Genomic DNA, 22,642 nt, shown 5'->3' with positions numbered 1-22,642 from the left:
CTTACTCTATGATTTCTAATAAGGTTCGGAATGCACCAAATTTACCTTTATATCTGTCTTTATGCTTTTGTTGTAGTGCAGGAGAATGTTTCTCTTGATATTCGTTAAGCTTTTCTAGACTTTCGCAGTTGTATTGTATGGCATAGGTAATTTCATCGTCTACTAATAATTTACAGATTTTATATTCAACAAAATAGCCTGTTGCCATTACTTCAGGAATATGAACATTTCTCATCCATTCTAACCAATCGGTATGGATGCTTGGGTCTAAACTTACTGTTACGTTATATAGTATCATAATTCAATATTTTCATCACCTCTTAAGTTTCTAAATCGTTTTCTAGCTTCGCTTGTATATATGCTATCAGAATAGTCTAAGACAATTTTCTCAAAAATCTCCATAGCTTTTTCTTTATTATCCAATTTATTTTCAAGTAAATCTGCCCAATTGAATAAAGCATCATCGGCTAAAATATCATACGAGAAGTCAGTAGCTACTTTTTCATATAGTGCTGCTGCTTTAGCGTATTCTTTTCGGTTAAAATGAATATCGGCTTTTTTGAAAATAATGTCGTCTGTAAGTGTATGTCCTGGAAAAATACTGAGCATACTATCAAGTAGATTTAAGCTTTCGTCAAGTTTGTTTTGAAAGCTTAAAAGATCTGCTTTTGCGTACATATTCATTGCCATTGCAGAGGTGTCTAGCCCTAAATTATCTGTTATAAAAAGGGATAGCTTCATAGCATTGTTCGAAATAAGCTTTGTTGTTGATGCTTTTAAAACGTCGAGTTGAGCTTGAGCCCAATCAAATTGACCTTGATAATAAGATACTTTAGCACGATTGTACTTGGCTTGATGACCAATGGGATTTTCTTTGAACGATTTTTCTACCTGTGAATATAGCAAGATAGCGTCCCATTCTTCATTTGTAATTAGTAAAATATCGCCTAGCATGAGTTTACATTCTGCTTGTAGCTTTCCGTCATCTAACAATTGAATGGATTTTTCAAGAAGCTGAATTGCTGAGGGGTAGTCGTATAAATAGAAGGCTTTTATTTTAGCGTAGTCTTTCATCAAATAGACCATTTCTCTTGTTTGACCCAACTCACTAATTACGGATTGGTAATTTTTGTCAAGTTCTAGCAATTCATCATTAGTATAGTCTGTTTCCACAAGTGCTTCGCCAGCTACAATCAACTCCGATATTTTGGCATCCTTATAGTATGGGTTTTCAGTACCTAAGTTGACAATGTACTGATAGCATTTAATAGCACTTTGATAGGCTTTATTTTCATAGGCCACATAGGCTAAATCGAACATGCGATCGCCATTTTCTTTCAATCGTTTGTCAAGGGCTTTAGTATAAATATAGGCAGCATCGTATTCGTTAGATTGAATGTATAGCCAAATAAGTAACTCGGTAAGTTCGCTGTTATTTGTTTTTTGTACTCGAAGCAAAAGTTTTTTTCGCAATAAGTCGTAATTGTCTTTGCTGCTTTTTGTTCGTCCCAAACTGTTTTGGAGTTTAATTTTTACGGTGTTTAAGTTGTTTGGATTTTTTTCAATAAGGTCAAGGTAAACGCCTATCATTTTCTCTGTTTGACCTAAATTTGCTAGAGAAGATGCTTGTTGGAAGCCGAACTCATAATTGGGGTTTAATTCTTGTCCCCTTTGGTAAACTTTGTAAAGCCATTCGCTTTCGCCATTCTTTGAGAATTTAGAAGCTAATGCATTCACATCATTAGTTCTGCCGGTCCTGAGATTATCCAAACTTTTCCTAAACTCTTTGTCTGCTCGGTATTTGTCGCCTTTCTGCTTATAGACTAGTCCAAGGTCAAAGATGTATATGATTTGATTGGGGTATTTGTTTCTTGCTTTTTTAACTAGTGTAATGGCTTCAGTATATTTCTTTTCTTCAAGCAAACATTTAAGATAATTAGGATAGTATTTTTGAAGGCTTAATTTTGATTCAAATGTTTCATACATCTCAATCGCATTGGTACATTGTCCGCTGTAGGCATATTTATTAGCAATTCGTAAATCGCTATTGGATTGTGTGTATGCTTGAAAGCATAAAATGAGTGTTAAGGTTAATGTTGCTAGCCACTTCATTTAGTTGTATTGGAAAGTTTTGGATAGCTGATAAAGACTGTCAAAACGACTTTCAGCATTATTAAAGGTTTCTTCAAATTGAATTAGTGAGTTTGACACCTCTTCAATAGCCTGTTTTTCTCTAGTTAAAATAAGATTGATTTCGTCTTTTTCAAAAATGCCGTTATCAATATCGTTTAATAGATTGTTCAGTTGTTCTTGATTTCTTACTGTATTTGATAGAAGATTTTTCTTTGTTATAGATGCATTTTTGAATTGACGTTTCATCAACTTCATATCGTTCATGAAGTTCATCGTTTTCAAACTTGGTTTGGATCCTGTGCTAAGTTGAGCTTTAGAATATTCTAGCGATTCATTGTATTTCTTTAGGTTGGGCTTAGCCGATGAGATATCAATACTTTTTACTGAAGTAAATAAGCTGTCGTACTTGATTATTAAATCATTGATTGCTTCTTTCTCGCTTTGAAAGTTGGAGTTGGCACAGCCTATTGCTGTAGCAATTAAAAGTATTAAAAAGTATTTCATTAGTATATGTATTCAAATCCAGTGTAAGGAACAAGAACTTTAGGTATTCTAATTCCTTTTTCGTCCTGATTATTTTCTAATAATGAGGCTACTATTCTAGGTAATGCTAGAGCACTTCCGTTTAGTGTATGACAAAGTATATTATTCTTATTCTCGTCTTTATACCTCAGTTTGAGTCTATTTGCTTGATAGCTTTCAAAATTTGAAATAGAGCTCACTTCCAACCATCGTTCTTGAGCAGCTGAATACACTTCCATGTCATAGGTTAGGGCAGAGGTAAAGCTCATGTCTCCACCGCAAAGTTTTAATATTCTGAACGGCAGCTCAAGTTCTCTTAGTATTTGAGTAACGTGTTCTACCATGCTGTCTAGTGTTTGGTAGGATTGCTCAGGTTTTTGCACTTGCACAATTTCTACTTTATCAAATTGGTGCAGTCGATTTAGTCCTCTTACATCTTTTCCGTAAGAGCCTGCTTCTCTTCTAAAGCAAGGGGTATATGCTGTGTATTTTATAGGGAAGTCTTCGCTTTTTACGATTACATCTCTAAAAATATTAGTAACGGGAACTTCGGCAGTTGGTATTAGGTATAAATTATCAACGGTAATGTGATACATTTGTCCTTCTTTGTCAGGAAGTTGCCCTGTGCCAAATCCACTGGCTTCATTAACAAGATGTGGAGGTTGGATTTCTTGATAGCCTGCTGCTGTATTTTTATCCAAGAAATAATTGATTAAAGCACGTTGTAGTTTTGCACCCTTCCCTTTATAAACAGGGAACCCTGCACCAGATATTTTATTGCCCAATTCAAAATCTATGAGGTCGTATTTTTGTGCTAATTCCCAATGTGGTAGGGCATTCTCATGAAGTTTAGGAATGTCACCTTCTTGAGATACAGTTTCGTTATCGTTAGCAGATTTTCCGGAAGGAACACTTTCGTGAGGAACATTCGGAATTTGAGTAAGTAAATCAGTGAGTTCGTCACTGACTTTATTTAGCAATTCACCTAATGACTTGCTCGTTTGTTTAAGTTCTACGGTTTTCAGTTTAGCTTCTTCGGCTTTTTCTTTCTCACCATTTTTAAAGTATTGTCCAATCTCTTTGGCAATTTGATTGGACTGAGACAAAATATTATCAAGCTTACTTTGTGTATCTTTTCTTAAATCATCTTTGCTGATAATTTCATTAAAGAGTTCATCTGCATGAATATTCCTCTTTTTTAAGCGTTCTAATGCTTCTGTCTTGTGTTCTCTTATGTAGTTGATCTGTAACATGCTTGTGTTTCTAGAATTACAAAAATAACATTCTTAATCAAAAAAAACTCCCTAACTTAAAAAGCAGGGAGTTTAACTATTTTATTAATACGCTACCTTTTAGTTAATAGGGTCTACGGATACGTATGAACGATTGTTTGATTTCTTAGTAAATTGAACAATACCATCGGTTAATGCGAAAAGAGTATGGTCTTTACCAATACCAACATTTTCACCTGGATGATGCTTAGTTCCTCTTTGACGAACGATAATGTTTCCAGCAATAGCACCTTGACCACCGAATATCTTCACGCCAAGTCGTTTACTTTCTGATTCTCTTCCGTTCTTACTACTTCCTACACCTTTCTTATGAGCCATAGTATTTGATTTTTATATGTTAAACTATTTGTCAGTTTTTTTAGCTGCTGTCTTCTTAGCAGTTGTTGCTTTTTTAGCGGCAGGCTTTTTAGCTGCTGCTTTAGGCTTTGCTGCCACTGCCTTTTTTGGTGCTGCTTTTTTAGGAGCTGCATCTTTTTTGGCAGTTGCTTTAGCTGCTGTTGCCTTTTTTTCTACTGGCTTAGCTTCTTCTTTTGGAGTAGCTTTTTTGGCAGAAGCACCTTTTTCAACAATGCTTTGAATTTCAATTTGAGAAAACGATTGTCTGTGACCATTTTTCACTTTGTATCCCTTTCTCCTTTTCTTTTTGAAGACAATTACCTTGTCACCTTTCATGTGGCCAAGCACTTTTGCAGTTACTTTTGCACCACTGATAGCTGGGGCGCCAACATTTATTTTTCCGCCATTGTCAATCAATAAAACTTTATCGAATTCAACTTTAGAACCTTCTTTGCTATCTAGACGATGAACAAAGATTTGTTGGTCTTTTTCAACTTTGAATTGTTGCCCTGCTATTTCTACAATTGCATACATTCTAAATGTTTTTTTTAATCCACTATTTTTTGTGGGGTGCAAATGTAATAATTAATCAACAACTTGCAAAATAAAATTACCCTTTGTTTACTAGGTGGATGCCTCCTAAAATAATACCTATACTTAGGAAGTGGTTCAGCGTAATATTTTCACCGTCCACAAAGCCCCAAAAAATTGCAACTATTGGAATGAGGTATGTTACCGATGAAGCGAATATTGCCGTTGTATTCTTTACTAAAACATTAAAAGCAACAAGAGCAATGGAAGTGCCTATTGTAGATAATAAAACTATATAGAGAAAAGCTGTAAGAGCATCTTCACTGTTTTCCATTTTGTAACTAAAGTCTGAAAAATAGAGTGCTAACAAACAGAATGGTCCGATAACAAAAAATGCCAAGCCAGAGATGTCAATAGCAGACATGTCTTGCAATGAATTTTTGATGGTGTTTAAACTTATGGCATAGCACAATGTCGCAGCAATGACATAATAGGAATAGTTCATGTTTTCAAAATTCACTCCTCCGTATGCAATAAGCGATACTGCTCCGCAAAGTCCAATAATAATTCCTAATACCTGACTCCTTTTCACTTTGTTTTTGAATAAGAAAACGGCAATTATAAATGTGAATATAGGCACTAAGGCATTCAAAATACCAACAAGTGAACTGTCAAGATACGTTTGTGCTTTGGTAAATAAAAAGGCAGGTATTCCGTTTCCAAACAAGCCTACAATGATTATTGGCAATATGTGACGCTTCTCGATTTTAGCAATCTTTTTCCAAACGAAGGGCAATAAACTAAGCCATGCGATACCCATTCTTAATTGTGCAACCTCAATGTCATTAAACACAATAAGTCCCTTTTTCATGAGAATAAAGGAGCTTCCCCAAATGAAGGCGAGCAGGATAAGTAGAAGCCACGTAAAAACTTTTTTGTTAGATAATGACACAAACAATAATTTTTGCGAAGATATGTTAGTATTTTTGTAACCTATTATAAATATAAAATTATGTTCAAAAACTTTTTAACTCTCTTATCAATCTTAGTTCTTGTTAGCTGTGGACAAAACACTACTTCGAATGTTGAATCTGAAGTTATGGCTTTAGCTGATGCAAAAGCTGAATTTATAATTGATGGTATGAGCTGTCAGGTTGGCTGTGCAGCTTACATTGACGAGGAACTTGAGAAATTAGAGGGTGTTGTAAAGGCCGAAGTAGATTTTGAAAGTAAGCTGGCTGTTGTAGATTATGATAATAGTTTAATAAGCGAGTATGCTATGATTGATTTAATTAATACACTTAAGGATAGTTTGTACACTGTAAGTTCGGTAGAAGTAGAAATTCTGCAAGCTGTTGAGCAAGTGAAAATTGACACGCATTAATTTTTAAATGAATTTTTCTAAACGTTTTGTTCGGTTTAATTGGCTGGCTTTAGTCCTCATTTTTTTGGTGGTTATTGCTGGTAGCTTTGTGCGAATTACTGGTAGTGGTATGGGTTGTCCCGATTGGCCTAAGTGCTTTGATCAATGGATTCCTCCCACTGATATTAGTCAAGTGCCAGATAATTACAAAGAAAAATTCGTGGAGCAACGCCAAGAAAAAGTAGTAAAGTTCGGGAAATTCTTGTCTGCTATTGGCATGTCCGATGTGGCGACTCAGATGCAAAATGATCCTAACCTTACAAAGGAAGAAGACTTTAATGTTCGCAAAACATGGACGGAATACATTAACCGATTGTTTGGCTTTCTGGCAGGTAACTCGGTGCTTTTCATTTTTGCTTGGATAGTTTTATTTTACAGAAAGCATAGGGTTTTACTGTTTCTGTCATTCATTAATCTTATTTTCATGGCCTTTCAGGCCTGGTTTGGATCTATTGTAGTAGCCTCTAATTTGGTGCCTTGGACAATTACAGTTCATCTATTTTTTGCCTTACTAATTATTTTTATTCAATTGTATATAATTCGATTAGTTGCTCCAAGTCAATCGAATAATCTTTTGTTTAATAAACTGAATTTTAATTTGATTTGGCTGTGTTTTATAATTACAGTTGTGCAATTGTTTTTAGGCACACAAGTTCGAGAGTCTATTGATGAGTTGACGCGTATGGGTATTGGACGTGAACAGTGGACGGAGTATTTAAGTGTTCCTTTCTTCATTCATCGTAGTTTTTCGTGGTTTGTTTTGGTTTTACTGACGTTCATTGCTTACCAAAATGAAAGAAACAAGAAGTATCGAATTGTTCGATGGTTATATGCTATTCTTCTTATAGAATTGTTGTCAGGTGTTCTTTTAGCACACTTTAATATGCCTGGCTTAGTACAAACGGCTCATTTGGTGTTTGCTACTATTCTATTTGGAAATCTAAGTTTACAGGTGTTTAGGACTAAGAGTCATCATTAATTTTAGTAATATACTAACTTATTGCGTTAAAAAAACCTTTGAAATGGTAAGATTGTAAATAACACCTTCTTTTCATTAATGTGCTAAATGACTAAATTTGTTGTGATTTAATTTAATTATTAATTTATAAACATTTAGACTATGAAAAAACCAATCCTTTCATTAATTGCCTTTTTAACCACTCTAGTAATAGTTCAGGCAGAAGAGACTTACACCTTTGATTGTGGAGGTCAAGATTTCATAATTTCGTTTGAGGAATACGAGAATCTTTCACAAATTGATTTCAATAACGATGGAGAATTTAATGATGCTGATTTACAATTGTTTTTCAATTGTGATGATTTATCTTTCGACTCAGATTTTGAAGATGATTCGGACTCTGACGAACTTGAATTTTTGAGTCTAGATGACGTCATTGATTTTCTAACTAATAATTTCGGTAATGATTTAAATGAATTAATTTCCGAATTAGAAAACTCTACATTTACTGGCACTGATATAGATGATTTTGATGTGATTGGTGATACGATAGTAATTAATGACACAATATTTTCTGATTTTTTTAATAGCATTTCATATTTCTATAATAATAAAGTCATTAAATCTAATATTCAAAAAAGAGAATTATTAGATGTTCTTGATTTACAAGGTAGAAGAGTTCCATTCATACAAAATCAGCCTTTAATTTATATCTATAGTGATGGATCAGCAGAAAAAAGAATGACTTTAGAAAGGTAAGAGTTCTCCTATTTAAGTTATTAATAAAAAAAGGCTCAATTTAATTGAGCCTTTTTTTATTAATGATTATATAATCTTACATCATTCCTGGCATACCACCGCCACCCATTGGAGGCATTGGAGGAGTATCTTCAGGTATATCAGCAAGCACACATTCTGTAGTAAGTAACATGCCTGCTACGGAGGCGGCATTTTCTAAAGCTACTCGCGTTACTTTTGTTGGGTCAATTATACCAGCTTCGAACATATTTTCATATTTTTCTTTCTTAGCATTGTAACCAAAGTCTGCTTTTCCTTCTTTTACCTTAGAGACAACTACTGAGCCTTCATTACCGGCATTAGCCACAATTTGTCTCAAAGGCTCTTCTATAGCTCTTATTACAATTTGAATACCAGTGTTTTCGTCAGCATTATCGCCTTTTAATTGGCTTAAGGAATCGGCAGCTCTTACAAGAGCAACTCCACCACCTGCAATAATACCTTCTTCAACAGCAGCTCTAGTAGCGTGAAGTGCGTCATCTACACGGTCTTTTTTCTCTTTCATTTCAACCTCAGAGGCAGCACCTACATAAAGTACCGCTACACCACCAGCTAGTTTCGCTAATCGTTCTTGTAGTTTTTCTCTGTCGTAGTCAGAAGTAGTAGTCTCTATCTGAGCTTTGATTTGGTTTACGCGAGCTGTAATATTTTCTTTTTCACCAGCACCATTTACAACTGTCGTATTGTCTTTGTCGATACTCACTTTTTCAGCTGTTCCAAGCATATCTAGTGTAGCGTTTTCGAGTTTAAACCCTCTTTCTTCAGAAATTACAGTTCCTCCTGTTAGGATAGCAATATCTTCTAGCATTGCTTTTCTTCTGTCTCCAAATCCTGGAGCTTTTACAGCAGCAATCTTTAGAGAGCCTCTCATTTTATTTACAACTAAGGTAGCGAGTGCTTCACCGTCTACATCTTCAGCGATTATTAATAATGGCTTTCCTGACTGTGCTGCTGGTTCTAATACAGGAAGTAAATCCTTCATATTAGAAATTTTCTTGTCGTAAATAAGAATGTATGGATTTTCCATTTCGGCAAGCATCTTCTCTGCATTAGTAACAAAGTAAGGGGATAGGTACCCTCTGTCAAACTGCATGCCTTCTACAACTTCTACGTAAGTGTCCGTTCCTTTAGCTTCTTCAACAGTGATAACGCCTTCTTTCTTTACTTTATCCATTGCTTCTGCAATTAGTGAGCCGATAGCATTATCATTATTGGCGGAAATAGCACCTACTTGTTGGATTTTTTCTATGCTGTCACCCACTTCTTGTGACTGGGCTTTAAGGTTTTCTACAACAACAGCAACTGCTTTGTCAATACCTCTTTTTAAATCCATAGGGTTTGCTCCGGCAGCTACGTTTTTAAGTCCGTTAGAAACAATTGCTTGAGCCAAAACTGTAGCAGTAGTTGTTCCGTCACCAGCAATATCAGCTGTTTTGGAAGCCACTTCTTTTACCATCTGAGCACCCATGTTTTCAATAGTATCTTCTAGCTCTATTTCTTTAGCTACAGATACACCATCTTTTGTGATGGATGGACCGCCAAACTTCTTGTCAATCACAACATTTCTGCCTTGTGGCCCTAACGTAACTTTCACTGCATTTGCAAGAGCATCAACACCTCTTTTTAGGGCATCTCTTGCTTCAATATCAAATTTTATTTCTTTTGCCATTTTTTAATTTTTTAAATAATTGCAAGGATATCAGACTCTCTCATAATCATGTAGTCTTTTCCTTCAAATTTTAGTTCTGTTCCCGAGTACTTTCCATAAAGTACAGTATCGCCAACTTTTACTGTTAGTGGCTCGTCTTTTTTGCCATCACCTACGGCAACAATTGTGCCTTTTTGTGGTTTTTCCTGTGCAGTATCTGGAATGATAATTCCAGAAGCTGTAGTAGTTTCAGCTTGTGCAGGTTCTACTAATACTCTGTCTGCTAGTGGTTTTACATTCATAAGATTAAATTTAATTGTTAATGTTCGACATTTAGTATTAAGACAAAAAGTGTGCCACAAGGACACACTTTATAGATTTGATGACTTTTTTTCAGCCAGTTTGAAATTATGTCAGAAAGTATATGACTATTCTTCAGGTGCTTCCTGAATTGGCAGTGCTGGTAAACTCTGAGTGGGTATTGGCGTTTCGTCTAATTGCTCTTGAATAATAGATTCATTTTGACCGTTTTCATCAACAGTTGACGAAATACTTAAATTAGACATTAATGAAAAGAATAATAGTGCTATAGCTAAATACCAAGTGGCTTTTTCTAAAAAGTCAGCTGTTTTTTTGACACCCATTACCTGATTTCCACCACCAAAAGTTGCCGAAAGACCACCGCCTTTAGGATTTTGAACTAATACTACTAAAAGAAGCAGAATACATGTGATGATGATTAGAACTGAAAATATAGTGTACATAACTCTTATTTATTGTTTTGATCAATTAATTGATCGATTAATTCAATTTGGGATGCAAATAAAGAACTTTTTTGGGGATATTTCAAACAAAGTTGACGATATGCTTCTTTGGCTTTTTCGTAATGTTCTTGTTCTAGATATACTTTAGCGAGGGTTTCTGTAACAATATCAAATTCAAATTTCTCACTTTTTTTGGCTTGATTAGTAGCCGAGTAAAATTCTTTCTTTTGCGGTTTTCTTTCTCTGTTGGCAATAAAGTCTTCAATAAGGCTAACCTTTTCCTGTAATTTATTTTCTTCTTTTTCTCTTACTATTGGTTTAGCCTGACTAAGTTTTAACCATTGACTAAAGGAGTGTGTTTCTTCTTTTTCAAACTCTAAAGGTTGACCGATGTTTAATGATTCTTTAATGACTTCTTTGGGTGTCTCATCAGTTTTTTGTGAATCAATTTTGTCAACGTTCTTAATTTTACTCTTTTCTACTTTCGATTTCTTTTCGGTAAGCAAATGAAACAGCTGATGCCTATCAGAAGCGTGGGCAGCTGTAACCTTTAAACTTTGGTTAAAATGAATGCTATTTATGTTTTGTAAACTTTTAAGGTAAAGCAATCGGCTAGTCTGGCAAAAAGGGTATTTATCAACCAATTCTTTTAAAGTTTCTGAATCCTCTCTTTTGAGAGTATGTGGTTGCTTAACCCATTGTGTATATTTCTCTTGAAGATTTACCAATTTGAAATGGATTCGTTAAAAATATTATCTATCAATTGCTCGGTAATTTCTTCGTTTAAAGTTTCTTCTACCGATTTAAAATCATCACTACTATCGTAGTCTGCATATCGACTGAATGTTTTCTCAAAATTATATTCTTCCTGTACGCTATTGGTAAAAGTTACTCTAACAGAAATGGTTAATCTGTTTTTAGCAGCTGTTTCATTAGCCTGAATGGCTATGGGTTTTATAACATAATTTGAAATATATCCAGAATAAGTTAAGTCTCCATCTGATGATACTGGATTAAGGTTTGTTTCAGAAGATAATTTGTCTTTAAGAGCTTCTGTGAAGTTATTTGATAAATTGGACGGTGAAAGAGCAGTTTTATTTTCAAAAAATTGAATGTTAACAGTCTTTACATCAGAAGAAATTGATGCCCCAGAAAATGTATATACTCCACAGGAGCTAATTGCTAAGGATAGTATTGCTATGTATTTTTTCACGTTTTTCAAAGTAAGTATTCTTTAATTTTTCGGTAAAGTGTTCGTTCTGAAATACCTAGCTCGTCAGCGGCATCCTTTCGTCTGCCTTGATGTCGAATTAAAGATTCTTCGATTAGAATTTTCTCTTGTTCTTGCAGGGTCAAGATTTCTTTCTCAGGCAATTTTTGGGATGCTTCTTCCTTTGGCTGAATGAAGAATTTTTCTTTTAATGTATTTTCCTCAGGAACAACCACATTGCCTTCCATTAACTCTTTGGTAACCCTCTTCAAATCATTTAAATCATTTTTCATATCAAAGAGGACTTTATATAAAATCTCCCTTTCTGAAAAATCGTTTTCAGCCTTTCCTTTTCCAAATAATACTGGAGTAGCATTCTCTTTTGGAATGTAATGGCTCAATGTTTCTTTGTCAACGCTTCTGTTTTGTTCAACTGCAGAAATTTGTTCGCAAATGTTTTTCAGTTGTCTAATGTTTCCTGGCCAAGAATAACTTTCCAATAAATCTATGGCTTCTTCATTTAGTCTTATGGCAGGGATTCTGTATTTGTCGGCGAAGTCGGCAGCAAATTTTCTAAACAAAAGATGAATGTCTTCTTTTCTTTCTTTTAAAGAAGGCATTTTAATGTTTATAGTATTGAGCCTGTAGTAGAGGTCTTCTCTGAATTTGCCGTTTTGAATGGCTTTTTCAATGTTAACATTGGTAGCGGCGACTACTCTAACATCAACTTTAATGAGTTCGCTAGACCCAACTTTCATAAACTCACCACTTTCAAGAACTCTTAAGAGTCTAACCTGTGTGCTCATTGGTAATTCACCTACTTCATCCAGAAAAATAGTGCCGCCATTGGCTACTTCAAAATACCCTTTTCTTTTGTCACTAGCTCCAGTAAATGCTCCTTTTTCATGACCGAAAAGTTCACTGTCAATAGTGCCCTCTGGAATAGCTCCACAATTTACCGCTATATAGTTGTTGTGTTTGCGTTGACTACTGTGGTGAATGATTTTAGGCATAGATTCTTTACCAGTACCACTTTCACCTGTTATCAAGACAGAGATATCAGTTGGAGCAACTTGAACCGCAATTTCTATAGCACGCTCTAACTTGCTGGATTGACCAACAATACCAAAACGTTGTTTTATGTCTTGATGTAGCGTCATGCTTTTTTTATTGCTTTACCTTTTAGGGTTGCAGATGTACATTGGTCTACTTCAACTAAAACATAGTCCCCAATCTTGTAGTCTTCCTTAGGGAAAACAACAACTGTATTCTGAGTATTTCTTCCAAATAATTCTTCTTTGGATTTTTTGGATACACCTTCAACTAAAACTTTGTGAGTTTTACCTACATGATTTTGGTTTCTAATTAATGAATGTCCCATTTGCTTGTCAATAATTTCTTGCAAACGTCTTTTCTTTACATCTACTGGAACATCGTCTTCAAACTTTCTTTGAGCTTGTGTGTTTGGACGTTCGGAATAACTAAACATATAGCCAAAGTCATATTTTACAATGTCCATGAGGCTGAGTGTATCTTGGTGTTCCTCTTCAGTCTCAGAACAAAAGCCGGAAATAATGTCCATAGAAATAGCGCAATCAGGAATAATTTTTCTGATAGATTCTATTCTGTTGAGGTACCATTCTCTGCTGTAGCCACGATTCATTAATTCTAAAATACGACTATTTCCAGATTGTACTGGCAAGTGAATATAGTTACAGATGTTTTCGTATTCAGCTATAGTATGAAGCACATCGTCTTGCATATCTTTAGGGTGAGAGGTTGAAAAACGTACTCTGAGTTCAGGGCTTACCTCTGCCACCATTGCTAACAGTTGAGCGAAGTTTGTGCTGTTTTCTTGCTCTTCCTTACTGAGCTTGTTGAAGTCTTTCTTTAATCCACCCCCATGCCATAGGTATGAGTCAACATTTTGTCCTAGAAGCGTTACTTCTTTATAGCCATCGTTTACAAGTTGTTGGCATTCTTGAACAATACTTTTAGGGTCTCTACTTCTTTCTCTTCCTCTAGTAAAGGGAACAACACAAAACGTGCACATATTATCGCACCCTCTAGTGATTGAGACAAAAGCGGTAATACCGTTTCCGCCTAATCGAACGGGGCTAATTTCCGCATAAGTCTCCTCCTTAGAAAGAATAACATTTACTGCTTTTCTTCCGTCAGTAACTTCATCGATGAGGTTTGGTAAATCGCGGTATGCATCAGGACCAACAACCATATCGACTAATTTTTCTTCTTCAAGAAATTTATCTTTTAAGCGTTCCGCCATACAGCCCAATACGCCTACAAGCATTTTTGGATTTTGTTTTTTCTTGATTGCGCGATACACTTTCAATCGATTACGAACGGTCTGCTCAGCTTTTTCACGTATAGAGCAAGTGTTTACAAATACGATATCGGCATCTTCAAGGTTTGGCGTTGTCGAAAACCCTTCTTTGCTTAAAATTGACGCTACGATTTCGCTATCAGAAAAGTTCATTTGACACCCATAGCTTTCAATATACATCTTTTTGCTATTCTTTGAATGGCTTTCAATCGATAGGGCTTCTCCTTGTCTGCTGGCATCAATTATTTTCTCTTCGCTCATAAATCTACTTCAGTATTAGTCTGCAAAATTAATAAAAACTGACAAATTGACAGAAAATATTTTTTTCAAAAATCTTATATTATATAATAATATAATTGAGATTATACAATGTCATGGTTTGGAAATTTGGGTAAAGGAGTAATATATTTGCACCAAAATTAAACGAAAACAACTTATTCTCTCATGGCAAAAAATCTAGTAATTGTCGAGTCACCTGCTAAAGCTAAGACTATTGAAGGCTTTTTGGGCAAGGATTTCATTGTAAAATCAAGTATTGGTCATATTCGTGATTTACCTAAAAAAGGAAGTATGGCTATTGATATTGAAAATGGATTTAAACCTACCTATGAAGTTTCTACTGACAAAAAAAAGGTGGTAGATGAACTCACAAAACTTTCAAAGAAATCAGATTTAGTTTGGCTTGCAACGGATGAGGACCGCGAGGGAGAAGCCATAGCATGGCATTTGCTTGAGGCATTGAATCTTGATGAAAGTAAGACCAAAAGAATTGTTTTCAATGAAATTACTAAAACAGCTATCAATAAAGCTGTTGAAAATCCCAGGAAAATAGATGTTAATCTAGTTAATGCACAACAAGCCCGAAGAGTATTAGATAGACTTGTAGGTTTTGAATTGTCACCGGTTCTTTGGAAAAAAGTTAAATACGGTTTATCCGCTGGTAGAGTTCAATCTGTTGCTGTACGTTTAATAGTTGAAAGAGAAAAAGAAATTATTGACTTTGTAAGCAAATCTACTTACAAGGTTTCTGCACAATTCCTTTCAAGTCAAGGAAATGTATTTAAAGCGGATTTATCCAATAGATTCGACACTAAAGAAGAAGCTATTAACTTTCTAAGTTCATGCGTTTCTTCAGACTTTAGTATTTCGTCTTTAAACAAAAAACCTGCTAAAAAATCACCTTCTGCTCCTTTTACAACTTCTACGCTACAACAAGAAGCGTCGAGAAAATTAGGCTTTACTGTTGGCCAAACAATGAGTGTTGCTCAGAAGCTGTATGAGTCTGGAAAAATCACATATATGAGAACCGATAGTGTTAATCTTTCGGGAGACGCTGTAAAATCAGCTTCTCAATATATAGAGTCAACTTTTGGTGCGGACTATTCTAAAAGTAGAACATACTCTACGAAGTCAAAAGGAGCTCAAGAAGCTCACGAAGCCATTCGGCCTACTAATTTAGCCAACTCATCTGTTGAAGGCGAACGTAATCAAATGAGACTGTATGACTTAATCTGGAAACGAACAATTGCTTCTCAAATGTCAGATGCACAACTCGAACGTACTGTGGCTGAAATTATCATTTCAAATCGACAAGAAAAATTTGTTGCTAAGGGTGAAATGATAAAATTTGATGGTTTTCTAAAGGTGTATTTAGAAAGTACTGACGAAGAAAATGAAGAGCAAGACGGTATGTTGCCAAATCTAGTAGAGGGAGAAGTTGTAAGTTCTAAAGAAATAAATGCTATTGAACGATTTAGTAAGCCTAAAGCAAGATATACTGAAGCAAGTTTAGTAAAGAGGCTGGAGGAATTAGGCATAGGTCGACCATCTACGTATGCTTCAACAATTACTACCGTTCAAAACAGAGGTTACGTGGTTAAGGGACAAAGTGAAGGTGTTAAAAAGCCATATGTCTTCTTAACCTTAAAAGACAGTCAAGTTGAAGAATCTGTGAAGACAGAAAAAACGGGCTCTGATAAATCCAAGATGAAGCCTACAGATATTGGAATTGTAGTTACAGATTTTCTAAAAAGTCATTTTTCTGAGGTTATGGATTATGGTTTTACGGCAGATGTTGAAAAAGAGTTTGATGATATAGCAAGAGGAGAGAAGGTTTGGAACGATATGATTAGTCAGTTTTATGACGGTTTTGCTAAAACGGTAAATGAGGTAGCAGACAATTCTGAAGCTGCTAAAGGGCAACGTTTACTAGGTCAAGAGCCTGTAACCGGAGAAAATGTATATGTTAAAATTGGTCGTTTTGGACCGATGGCACAAATTGGCGAAGTAAGTGATGAGAAGAAGCCTAGATTTGCATCATTATTGGCCGATCAAAGCATTGCAACAATAAATCTTGAACAAGCCTTAGAATTGTTTAAATTGCCAAGGACAGTAGGTGAGTTTGAGGGTGAGGAGGTTGTCGCATCAGTCGGTCGTTTTGGTCCATATTTGAGGTTTAAAGGAAAATTTGTGTCCATTAAAAAAGATGATGGAGATGACCCTCTAACTATTAAAATTGAAAGAGCAACAGAACTTATTTTAGCTCACAGAAAAGCAGAGGCGGAAAAGACAATCAATCGCTTTGAAGGTGACCCACTTGTTCAAGTTTTAAACGGAAGATACGGTCCATTTATTCAAATCGGTGAAGGCGCCAGAAAAAATAAGACGAACGTTAAAATCCCAAAGGATATTGAGCCAAAGTCTTTGACTAGAGAAATGTGCCTGGAGTTGGCCGAAAAAAGTAAGAATAAGTAGATGGAATTTGAATTGAGTTTTAGTCCGATTTCTCATGATGAGAATGATTATCAAGCCGCTCAGCTAGGTAATCAAGTTATGGCTTACACTCAAGGAAATTTCCCTAACCTTTCAGAAGCTGATTTAGTTATATTCTGCGTGCCAGAATACCGAGGGAATTCTATTGAAAACTCGTCTGAAAATTTCGAAAAAATTAGGTTAGAGTTATATGAACTATTTGAAGGTCCAGAGCGATTAAGAATTGCTGACTTAGGTAATTTAGTGCTTGGCGAAAAAATAACAGACACTTACCAGTTGTTAGCTGATGTTTTGACTGAATGCGAACATCGTAATTTGTTTTCTCTTGTTATAGGAGGTACACAAGATTTGACGATAGCGCAATACAATTCATGTAAACAATTGGGTAAATTATCTAATATAGTGAGTGTCGATTCAAGATTAGATTTAGGGCTTGTTAAAAATGCCAAATCTTCAAATTCTTATCTTTCAGAAATAATAAACTCTAAGCCTAATGTGTTGTTTAATTTTTCTAACATTGGCTATCAGTCTTACTTAAATCCTCAAACCTCTGTAAAGTTGATAAACGACTTGTATTTTGACGCCTTTAGATTAGGAGAGATTAGACGAGATTTAGAGGAAGTGGAACCCATATTACGTAATGCCGATTTAGTGTCAATTGATATGAATAGTGTTCGATTGTCAGATTCTCCTGCCAATGATGATGGTTCACCAAACGGTTTTTATTCTGAAGAGATTTGTCAGATAATGCGCTATGCTGGAATAAGTGGCCGAATAAAATCCTTGGGGATTTATCATTATGATTCAAATAATGACGATAGTTCTAAAACAGCAAAGCTTATTTCACAAATGATATGGTGTTTCTTTGATGGGTTTTTTCATAAGATGAAAACATTTAAACCCACTGATAAAGATATGGCAAAATACCACGTTTCCATGAGAGATGGCGAGTATAATGCATGTTTTTTCAAAAACAAAAAAATGAATAAATGGTGGATGGAGATACCTTTGCTAAATAATAATGCAAAATCAATCGATGAGGGTTATTTTATCCCTTGTTCTTATTCAGATTACAAGCAAGCGGTTAAGGGTGATGTTCCCGAAAGATGGTGGAAAGCGTTTCAGAAAATGAATTAATCTTTCATTGATAAATTCTATTTGCTTTTTCTACTAAAAAAAAATAGTTATTTTAGCCGAATATTAATTGTGATAAACGTTTTGTCGTTACCTTTTATGAAAAAATATTTTTTGCTTTTCTTGTTGTTTACTCTTGCTTTTCATTCTAAAGCGCAGCAAGATCCTCAATTTAGTCAATATATCTTTAACAATCTATCGTTTAACCCTGGATCGTCTGGATATGAGGAAGCAATATGTGCTACGGCTCTTCACCGTTCTCAGTGGGTTGGTTTTGAAGATGCTCCTGTAACAACTAACTTGTCAGTTCAATCCCCATTACAATTATTGCATGGTGGTGTAGGTCTAAATATACTTACTGATAAAATTGGTCAAAACGAATTTTTATCTCTGAATCTTTCTTACGCTTACAGATTTGATGTCGCTGGTGGTAAACTTGGAATTGGTGTTTCTGTTGGTGTAATGCAAGACGGTTTAGACGGAAGTGGCATAATCACTGAAAATCCAGACCCTTCCATACCAACTTCAACTGAAAAAGGTTCAAGCTTTGACCTAGGAGCTGGTTTATTTTTTAACTCCGATAAGGTTTATGTTGGCTTATCATCTAAGCACATAAATGAGCCAACAATTACCACCTCTTTAGATATATTTGACGTTAAAAGGCATTATTATTTAACGGCTGGATACGTTCACGAATTAAATCCAAAAATTGATGTAAAACCCTCCTTACTTGTTAAAACAGAGGGAGTTACAACTACTCTAGACTTAACTTCAATACTCGAATACAATAAAAAGTTGTGGGGTGGAGTTACATATAGACCTAGTTCCCGTGCAGTACTATTACTCGGTATGCACATCAACGATGATTTGAAATTTGGATTCTCATACGATATTCCTACTACAAACGTTTCTACATCTGGAAGCTTTGAATTTATGTTGGGATATTGCTTTAAAATAGATTATAACAAGGTTGTCAAAGGATTTAAAAACCCTAGATATCTATAAAAATGTTATATTTGTTGCTTTCCAAAGTAAAATCATCACTTTTTTAAGTGGTGATTTTGTGGCTTTGAATGAAATAATAACCCTCTTATTTGAGGCAAAATAAAAGTATTATGAAAAATTTATTTGTCTTTGGATTCGTCGCAGTAGTATTGGCAAGTTGCTCTACTTCTGGTAATGGCGAACTGATAGGTATTCAGAATAGACCTATCTGGAATCCAACTGACCCTTACGGAATGGTATTTATTCCTCAGGGAAGTTTTAACATGGGACCTGGTGACCAAGATGTTCCTTATGCTCATGTAACGCAACACAAAACAGTTTCTGTAGCAGCATTCTACATTGATGAAACTGAAATTACAAATAATGAATACCGACAATTTGTTGAGTGGGTTAGAGATTCAATCGCTAGAGTTATACTAGGAGAAAATGGTGTCGAAGGTTATGAACTCATAGAAGAGGATGACTACGGTAACTTTATTGACCCACCTCACATTGATTGGAGTAGATCTATTAGATGGGATGACACTGAGGTTCGTGAAGTTCTTGAGGATGAAATGTATTTGCCAGAACACGAAAGATTCTATTCAAGAAGAGAATTTGATACTAGAAAATATAACTTTAGATTTGAAGATGTTGATATTCAGCGTGCATCTTCTAGAGAAAATAAAGCTCAAGGTAAAAAAGACAGATCAGTCTTCATTGAAAAACCTGAAATTAATATTTTCCCAGACACACTAGTTTGGACTTCGGATTATACCTATTCGTACAATGACCCTTGGTCAAGAAATTATTTCCATCATCCAGCATTTGATGATTACCCAGTCGTGGGTGTTAGTTGGAAGCAGGCTGTAGCTTTTTCAAAATGGAGAACAAGTATTCTTGATAAATATTTAATCGAAAGAGAAGAGCCTTTACATGATGAGTTTCGTCTTCCTTCAGAAACAGAGTGGGAGTACGCAGCCAGAGGTGGTTTTGATTTATCGCCATATCCATGGGGAGGGCCTTATACTACCAACGAGGTAGGTTGTTTTCTTGCTAACTTCAAGCCAAGGAGAGGTAACTATGTAGCCGATGGTGGTATCAAAACAGTAAAGGTTGCATCTTATAATCCGAATAACTTTGGATTGTACGATATGGCTGGTAACGTTTCAGAGTGGACAAGTAATGCTTATGATGAGTCAGCATTTAATTTCTCTCACGATATGAATATGGATTTCAACTACGACGCTCAGGATTCCGACCCTCAAATTTTAAAGAGAAAGGTTATTCGTGGTGGTTCTTGGAAAGATATTTCTCACTTCATACAAGTAGGAACAAGAGATTATGAATTTCAAGATACGGCTAAATCATATATCGGGTTTAGAAACGTGATTTCTTTCTTAGGTAGAGATAAAGTAGATTTTAGATAATTTTTAACAATTAAATTTTTTAGCAAATAGTATTATGGCATTAATCAACCCCAATTCAAAGAAATTTAAAAATAACATGGCCAAGCTGTATGGGTTTGGTGCTGCTATTGTAATCCTTGGTGCATTATTTAAGCTACAACACTGGACAGGAGCAGGAGCCATGTTAACTATTGGTCTTACTGTAGAAGCAATAATTTTCTTCTTTTCTGCTTTTGAAAAACCACACGAAGATCCGGATTGGAGTTTAGTATATCCAGAATTGGCATATATGAAAGATCCAGATGATAAATCTTCGTCTTCTAAGAAAAATACTCCTGTTCAAGAACTGGATGATATGCTTGGAAAAGCAAATGTTGATCAAGCTCTTATTACTCGATTAGGAGATAACTTAAGATCATTTAATGAAACTGTTGAAGGTGTAAATAAATCAATGGATGCTGTTTCTGCTACAGGAGATTACAGTGACCAAATGCGTGAAGCAGCTAGAAAATTAGCTGAAATGAACACATACTATGATTTGCAACTTAAGACAATGCAAAATATGGGTAACTCTGTTGGTGACTCTGAGAAATTCCAATCAGAAATATCTAAGTTGGGTGCTAATTTAGAAGCGCTTAACAAAATGTATGCGAATATGCTTAACGCAATGAGCAATAAATAAAAAATAATTTTTACTATTAAATTAGAAAAATCTAATGGCAGGAAATAATTTATCGCCAAGGCAAAAGATGATTGGTATGATGTATTTGGTGCTAACAGCAATGTTAGCATTAAATGTATCCAAAGAAGTTCTTGATGCCTTTCAAAAAATTAATGGTGGGATTGTAAAAACAACCCAAAATTTCAATAGTAAAAATGATGAAGTATATTCTTCATTTGTTTCTGCAGCTGAGACAAACGAAGCTAAAGCTGGTCCATGGCGTGACAAGGCTTTTAGTGTAAAGGCTAAAGCAGACAAAATTGTCGATGACATTCAGAGGCTCAAATTTGATATGGTAATGCTTTCAGATAAGCAAGTTACTTTCGAAGGTGAAGAGCCATTAGAAGATGTTACATATGATGATTTATCAGCAGCTCAGAAGAAAAAACTAATGGTAGATGTCATTAGTAAAAAAGATAGAGAAAGACCAGGGGAGTTAATGATTAATAAAGGTAATGGAGCAATTCTACAAGAAAGTTTGGAGGCATACAGAGACTTCTTGAAAGAAATGGTAAATGAACCATCTATTCAATCGTCATTATCTACAACTTTTACATTTGAAGAAAGAAAAGAAAAATATGGTTCAGGAATGTTATCTTGGGTGCAACAAAACTTTCAAGATATGCCGCTTATTGCTGCTGTTACCATATTATCAAAAATACAAACAGATGTAAGAAACGCAGAGTCGGATGTTATTAAGTTTTTACAACAAGAAATTGATGCAGGTTCTTTAAAGTTTACTTCTGCTGATGCTATACAAATTGCTACTTCTAACTATGTGTTTTTAGGTGACTCTTTTAAGGCAGATGTATTTTTAGCAGCAAAGGATACTACCCAAAACCCAATTATTTATGTTGGAGATTATGAACTTGGTGAGGATGGTAAGTATAAAATGGTTGGAGATTATGATTCTATACCTGTTCTAGCTGGTAAAGGAAAATATGCTGTTAAAACCTCATCACAAGGATACAAGAAATGGGGTGGTTTAATATCTATGAAAACAGATGTTGGTGATAAAATTTACCCTTTTAATGGTGAATACCAAGTTGCTAAACCAAGTTTAGTTATCTCGCCAACTAAGATGAATGTATTTTACATTTTAGCAAGTCACCCACTAAAGAATGGTGCACTTGGAAACCCAATAGACGTTTCAGTTCCTGGTGTACCTAAAGATAAAATTAGCGTTTCTTGTGATAATGGTGTTGTTAAAAAAGTAGCTGGTGGCGGATGGGAAGTTTTCCCAAAGAAAACAGGTAGTGCAAAAGTTAATGTAGTTGCAGAAGTTGATGGGAAAAGACGTAATATGGGCTCTCTCGAATTTAGAGTAATGAGAACTCCTAAGCCAGAGCCAAAATTTTTAGGGTCTAAGAACCAAAAAATTAAGAAAAGCCAATTACTTTCTAATAATGCTAAGTTATATGCAGAGTTAAGTAATTTCGTTTTTGACATTAGATATAGTATCACAGGTTTCTCTGTTGATGTTACACAAAGAGGTGAGTTAGTTACCAAGTATGCCAAAGGAAACAAGGTTACTGGTGAAATGAAAACCTTATTTGAATCACTTCAGATTGGTTCTGTTATTTATTTTACTAATATTACATGTAAGGGACCAGACGGTGCGCCTAAGTCGTTGCCATCTGTAAAGCTTACCGTAAATTAAATCTAT

General features: G+C 35.1%; 23 protein-coding genes. 9 read left to right on the top strand and 14 right to left on the bottom strand.

The window, feature by feature from the left end:
- Position 1 precedes the first annotated feature (1 nt).
- The 7 genes from ISP73_03210 to ISP73_03180 form a co-directional block, all read right to left on the bottom strand.
- Complete coding sequence (locus ISP73_03210) at positions 2-298, bottom strand: DUF4286 family protein (protein MBL6657597.1); 297 nt, start codon at positions 296-298, stop codon at positions 2-4.
- Positions 295-2,112 carry a tetratricopeptide repeat protein gene (locus tag ISP73_03205; protein ID MBL6657596.1) on the bottom strand — a complete coding sequence of 606 codons (1,818 nt, stop codon included), beginning with the start codon at positions 2,110-2,112 and terminating at the stop codon, positions 295-297. The genes ISP73_03210 and ISP73_03205 overlap by 4 nt, the downstream gene beginning before the upstream one ends.
- Positions 2,113-2,637 (bottom strand): hypothetical protein, encoded by a 525-nt coding sequence (locus ISP73_03200; protein MBL6657595.1) that lies wholly within the window; start codon positions 2,635-2,637, stop codon positions 2,113-2,115.
- The gene (gene serS / locus ISP73_03195) at positions 2,637-3,908 is read right to left on the bottom strand and encodes a serine--tRNA ligase (GenBank protein ID MBL6657594.1); all 1,272 of its coding nucleotides are present in this window, start codon (positions 3,906-3,908) and stop codon (positions 2,637-2,639) included. Before serS ends, ISP73_03200 begins: the two co-directional genes overlap by 1 nt.
- A gap of 99 nt (positions 3,909-4,007) precedes the next feature.
- The gene (gene rpmA, locus ISP73_03190; protein MBL6657593.1) at positions 4,008-4,265 is read right to left on the bottom strand and encodes a 50S ribosomal protein L27; all 258 of its coding nucleotides are present in this window, start codon (positions 4,263-4,265) and stop codon (positions 4,008-4,010) included.
- A gap of 24 nt (positions 4,266-4,289) precedes the next feature.
- On the bottom strand, positions 4,290-4,817 hold the full coding sequence (gene rplU / locus ISP73_03185) for a 50S ribosomal protein L21 (GenBank protein ID MBL6657592.1): 528 nt from the start codon (positions 4,815-4,817) through the stop codon (positions 4,290-4,292).
- 76 nt (positions 4,818-4,893) lie between these two features.
- Positions 4,894-5,766 (bottom strand): DMT family transporter, encoded by an 873-nt coding sequence (locus ISP73_03180; GenBank protein ID MBL6657591.1) that lies wholly within the window; start codon positions 5,764-5,766, stop codon positions 4,894-4,896.
- Between the two features lie 60 nt (positions 5,767-5,826).
- On the opposite strand from ISP73_03180, the gene ISP73_03175 reads away from it, so the two are divergent.
- From ISP73_03175 to ISP73_03165, 3 genes are all read left to right on the top strand, one after another.
- Positions 5,827-6,198, top strand: coding sequence for a heavy-metal-associated domain-containing protein (locus tag ISP73_03175; GenBank protein MBL6657590.1), 372 nt, complete (start codon positions 5,827-5,829; stop codon positions 6,196-6,198).
- Positions 6,199-6,205: 7 nt separating this feature from the next.
- Entirely contained in the window at positions 6,206-7,216 is a 1,011-nt protein-coding gene (locus ISP73_03170; GenBank protein ID MBL6657589.1) for a COX15/CtaA family protein, read from the top strand.
- 141 nt (positions 7,217-7,357) lie between these two features.
- On the top strand, positions 7,358-7,954 hold the full coding sequence (locus ISP73_03165) for a hypothetical protein (protein ID MBL6657588.1): 597 nt from the start codon (positions 7,358-7,360) through the stop codon (positions 7,952-7,954).
- A gap of 76 nt (positions 7,955-8,030) precedes the next feature.
- Here the strand turns inward: ISP73_03165 and groL are convergent, their stop codons facing one another.
- The 7 genes from groL to miaB all read right to left on the bottom strand — a co-directional run bounded on the left by groL (position 8,031) and on the right by miaB (position 14,217).
- Entirely contained in the window at positions 8,031-9,662 is a 1,632-nt protein-coding gene (gene groL, locus ISP73_03160) for a chaperonin GroEL (GenBank protein MBL6657587.1), read from the bottom strand.
- A gap of 11 nt (positions 9,663-9,673) precedes the next feature.
- Positions 9,674-9,943: a co-chaperone GroES gene (locus ISP73_03155; GenBank protein MBL6657586.1), complete on the bottom strand. Its 270-nt coding sequence runs from the start codon at positions 9,941-9,943 to the stop codon at positions 9,674-9,676.
- 126 nt (positions 9,944-10,069) lie between these two features.
- The gene (secG, locus tag ISP73_03150) at positions 10,070-10,405 is read right to left on the bottom strand and encodes a preprotein translocase subunit SecG (protein ID MBL6657585.1); all 336 of its coding nucleotides are present in this window, start codon (positions 10,403-10,405) and stop codon (positions 10,070-10,072) included.
- 5 nt (positions 10,406-10,410) lie between these two features.
- A complete protein-coding gene (locus ISP73_03145) occupies positions 10,411-11,133 on the bottom strand; it encodes a hypothetical protein (GenBank protein ID MBL6657584.1) in 723 nt (240 codons plus the stop codon).
- Positions 11,127-11,618: an LptE family protein gene (locus ISP73_03140; protein ID MBL6657583.1), complete on the bottom strand. Its 492-nt coding sequence runs from the start codon at positions 11,616-11,618 to the stop codon at positions 11,127-11,129. The genes ISP73_03145 and ISP73_03140 overlap by 7 nt, the downstream gene beginning before the upstream one ends.
- Positions 11,619-11,623: 5 nt before the next feature.
- Complete coding sequence (locus tag ISP73_03135; GenBank protein ID MBL6657582.1) at positions 11,624-12,775, bottom strand: sigma-54-dependent Fis family transcriptional regulator; 1,152 nt, start codon at positions 12,773-12,775, stop codon at positions 11,624-11,626.
- Entirely contained in the window at positions 12,772-14,217 is a 1,446-nt protein-coding gene (gene miaB, locus ISP73_03130; GenBank protein MBL6657581.1) for a tRNA (N6-isopentenyl adenosine(37)-C2)-methylthiotransferase MiaB, read from the bottom strand. Before miaB ends, ISP73_03135 begins: the two co-directional genes overlap by 4 nt.
- Before the next feature lie 183 nt (positions 14,218-14,400).
- Between miaB and topA the strand changes: the two genes are divergently transcribed.
- The 6 genes from topA to gldM all read left to right on the top strand — a co-directional run bounded on the left by topA (position 14,401) and on the right by gldM (position 22,636).
- Positions 14,401-16,710, top strand: coding sequence for a type I DNA topoisomerase (gene topA / locus ISP73_03125; protein ID MBL6657580.1), 2,310 nt, complete (start codon positions 14,401-14,403; stop codon positions 16,708-16,710).
- Positions 16,711-17,865 (top strand): formimidoylglutamase, encoded by a 1,155-nt coding sequence (locus ISP73_03120; GenBank protein MBL6657579.1) that lies wholly within the window; start codon positions 16,711-16,713, stop codon positions 17,863-17,865.
- Positions 17,866-17,961: 96 nt separating this feature from the next.
- A complete protein-coding gene (locus ISP73_03115; GenBank protein MBL6657578.1) occupies positions 17,962-18,867 on the top strand; it encodes a type IX secretion system membrane protein PorP/SprF in 906 nt (301 codons plus the stop codon).
- 110 nt (positions 18,868-18,977) lie between these two features.
- A complete protein-coding gene (locus ISP73_03110) occupies positions 18,978-20,276 on the top strand; it encodes an SUMF1/EgtB/PvdO family nonheme iron enzyme (GenBank protein ID MBL6657577.1) in 1,299 nt (432 codons plus the stop codon).
- Between the two features lie 76 nt (positions 20,277-20,352).
- Positions 20,353-20,937 (top strand): gliding motility protein GldL, encoded by a 585-nt coding sequence (gldL, locus tag ISP73_03105; GenBank protein ID MBL6657576.1) that lies wholly within the window; start codon positions 20,353-20,355, stop codon positions 20,935-20,937.
- Between the two features lie 34 nt (positions 20,938-20,971).
- Positions 20,972-22,636 (top strand): gliding motility protein GldM, encoded by a 1,665-nt coding sequence (gene gldM, locus ISP73_03100; protein MBL6657575.1) that lies wholly within the window; start codon positions 20,972-20,974, stop codon positions 22,634-22,636.
- Positions 22,637-22,642 lie beyond the last annotated feature (6 nt).

The sequence above is a fragment of the Flavobacteriales bacterium genome, assembly GCA_016779935.1.
Taxonomy (GTDB): Bacteria; Bacteroidota; Bacteroidia; order Flavobacteriales; family UBA7312.
The sequence above is the reverse complement of the archived record's forward strand: the minus strand, read 5'-3'. Positions and strand labels throughout refer to the sequence as shown.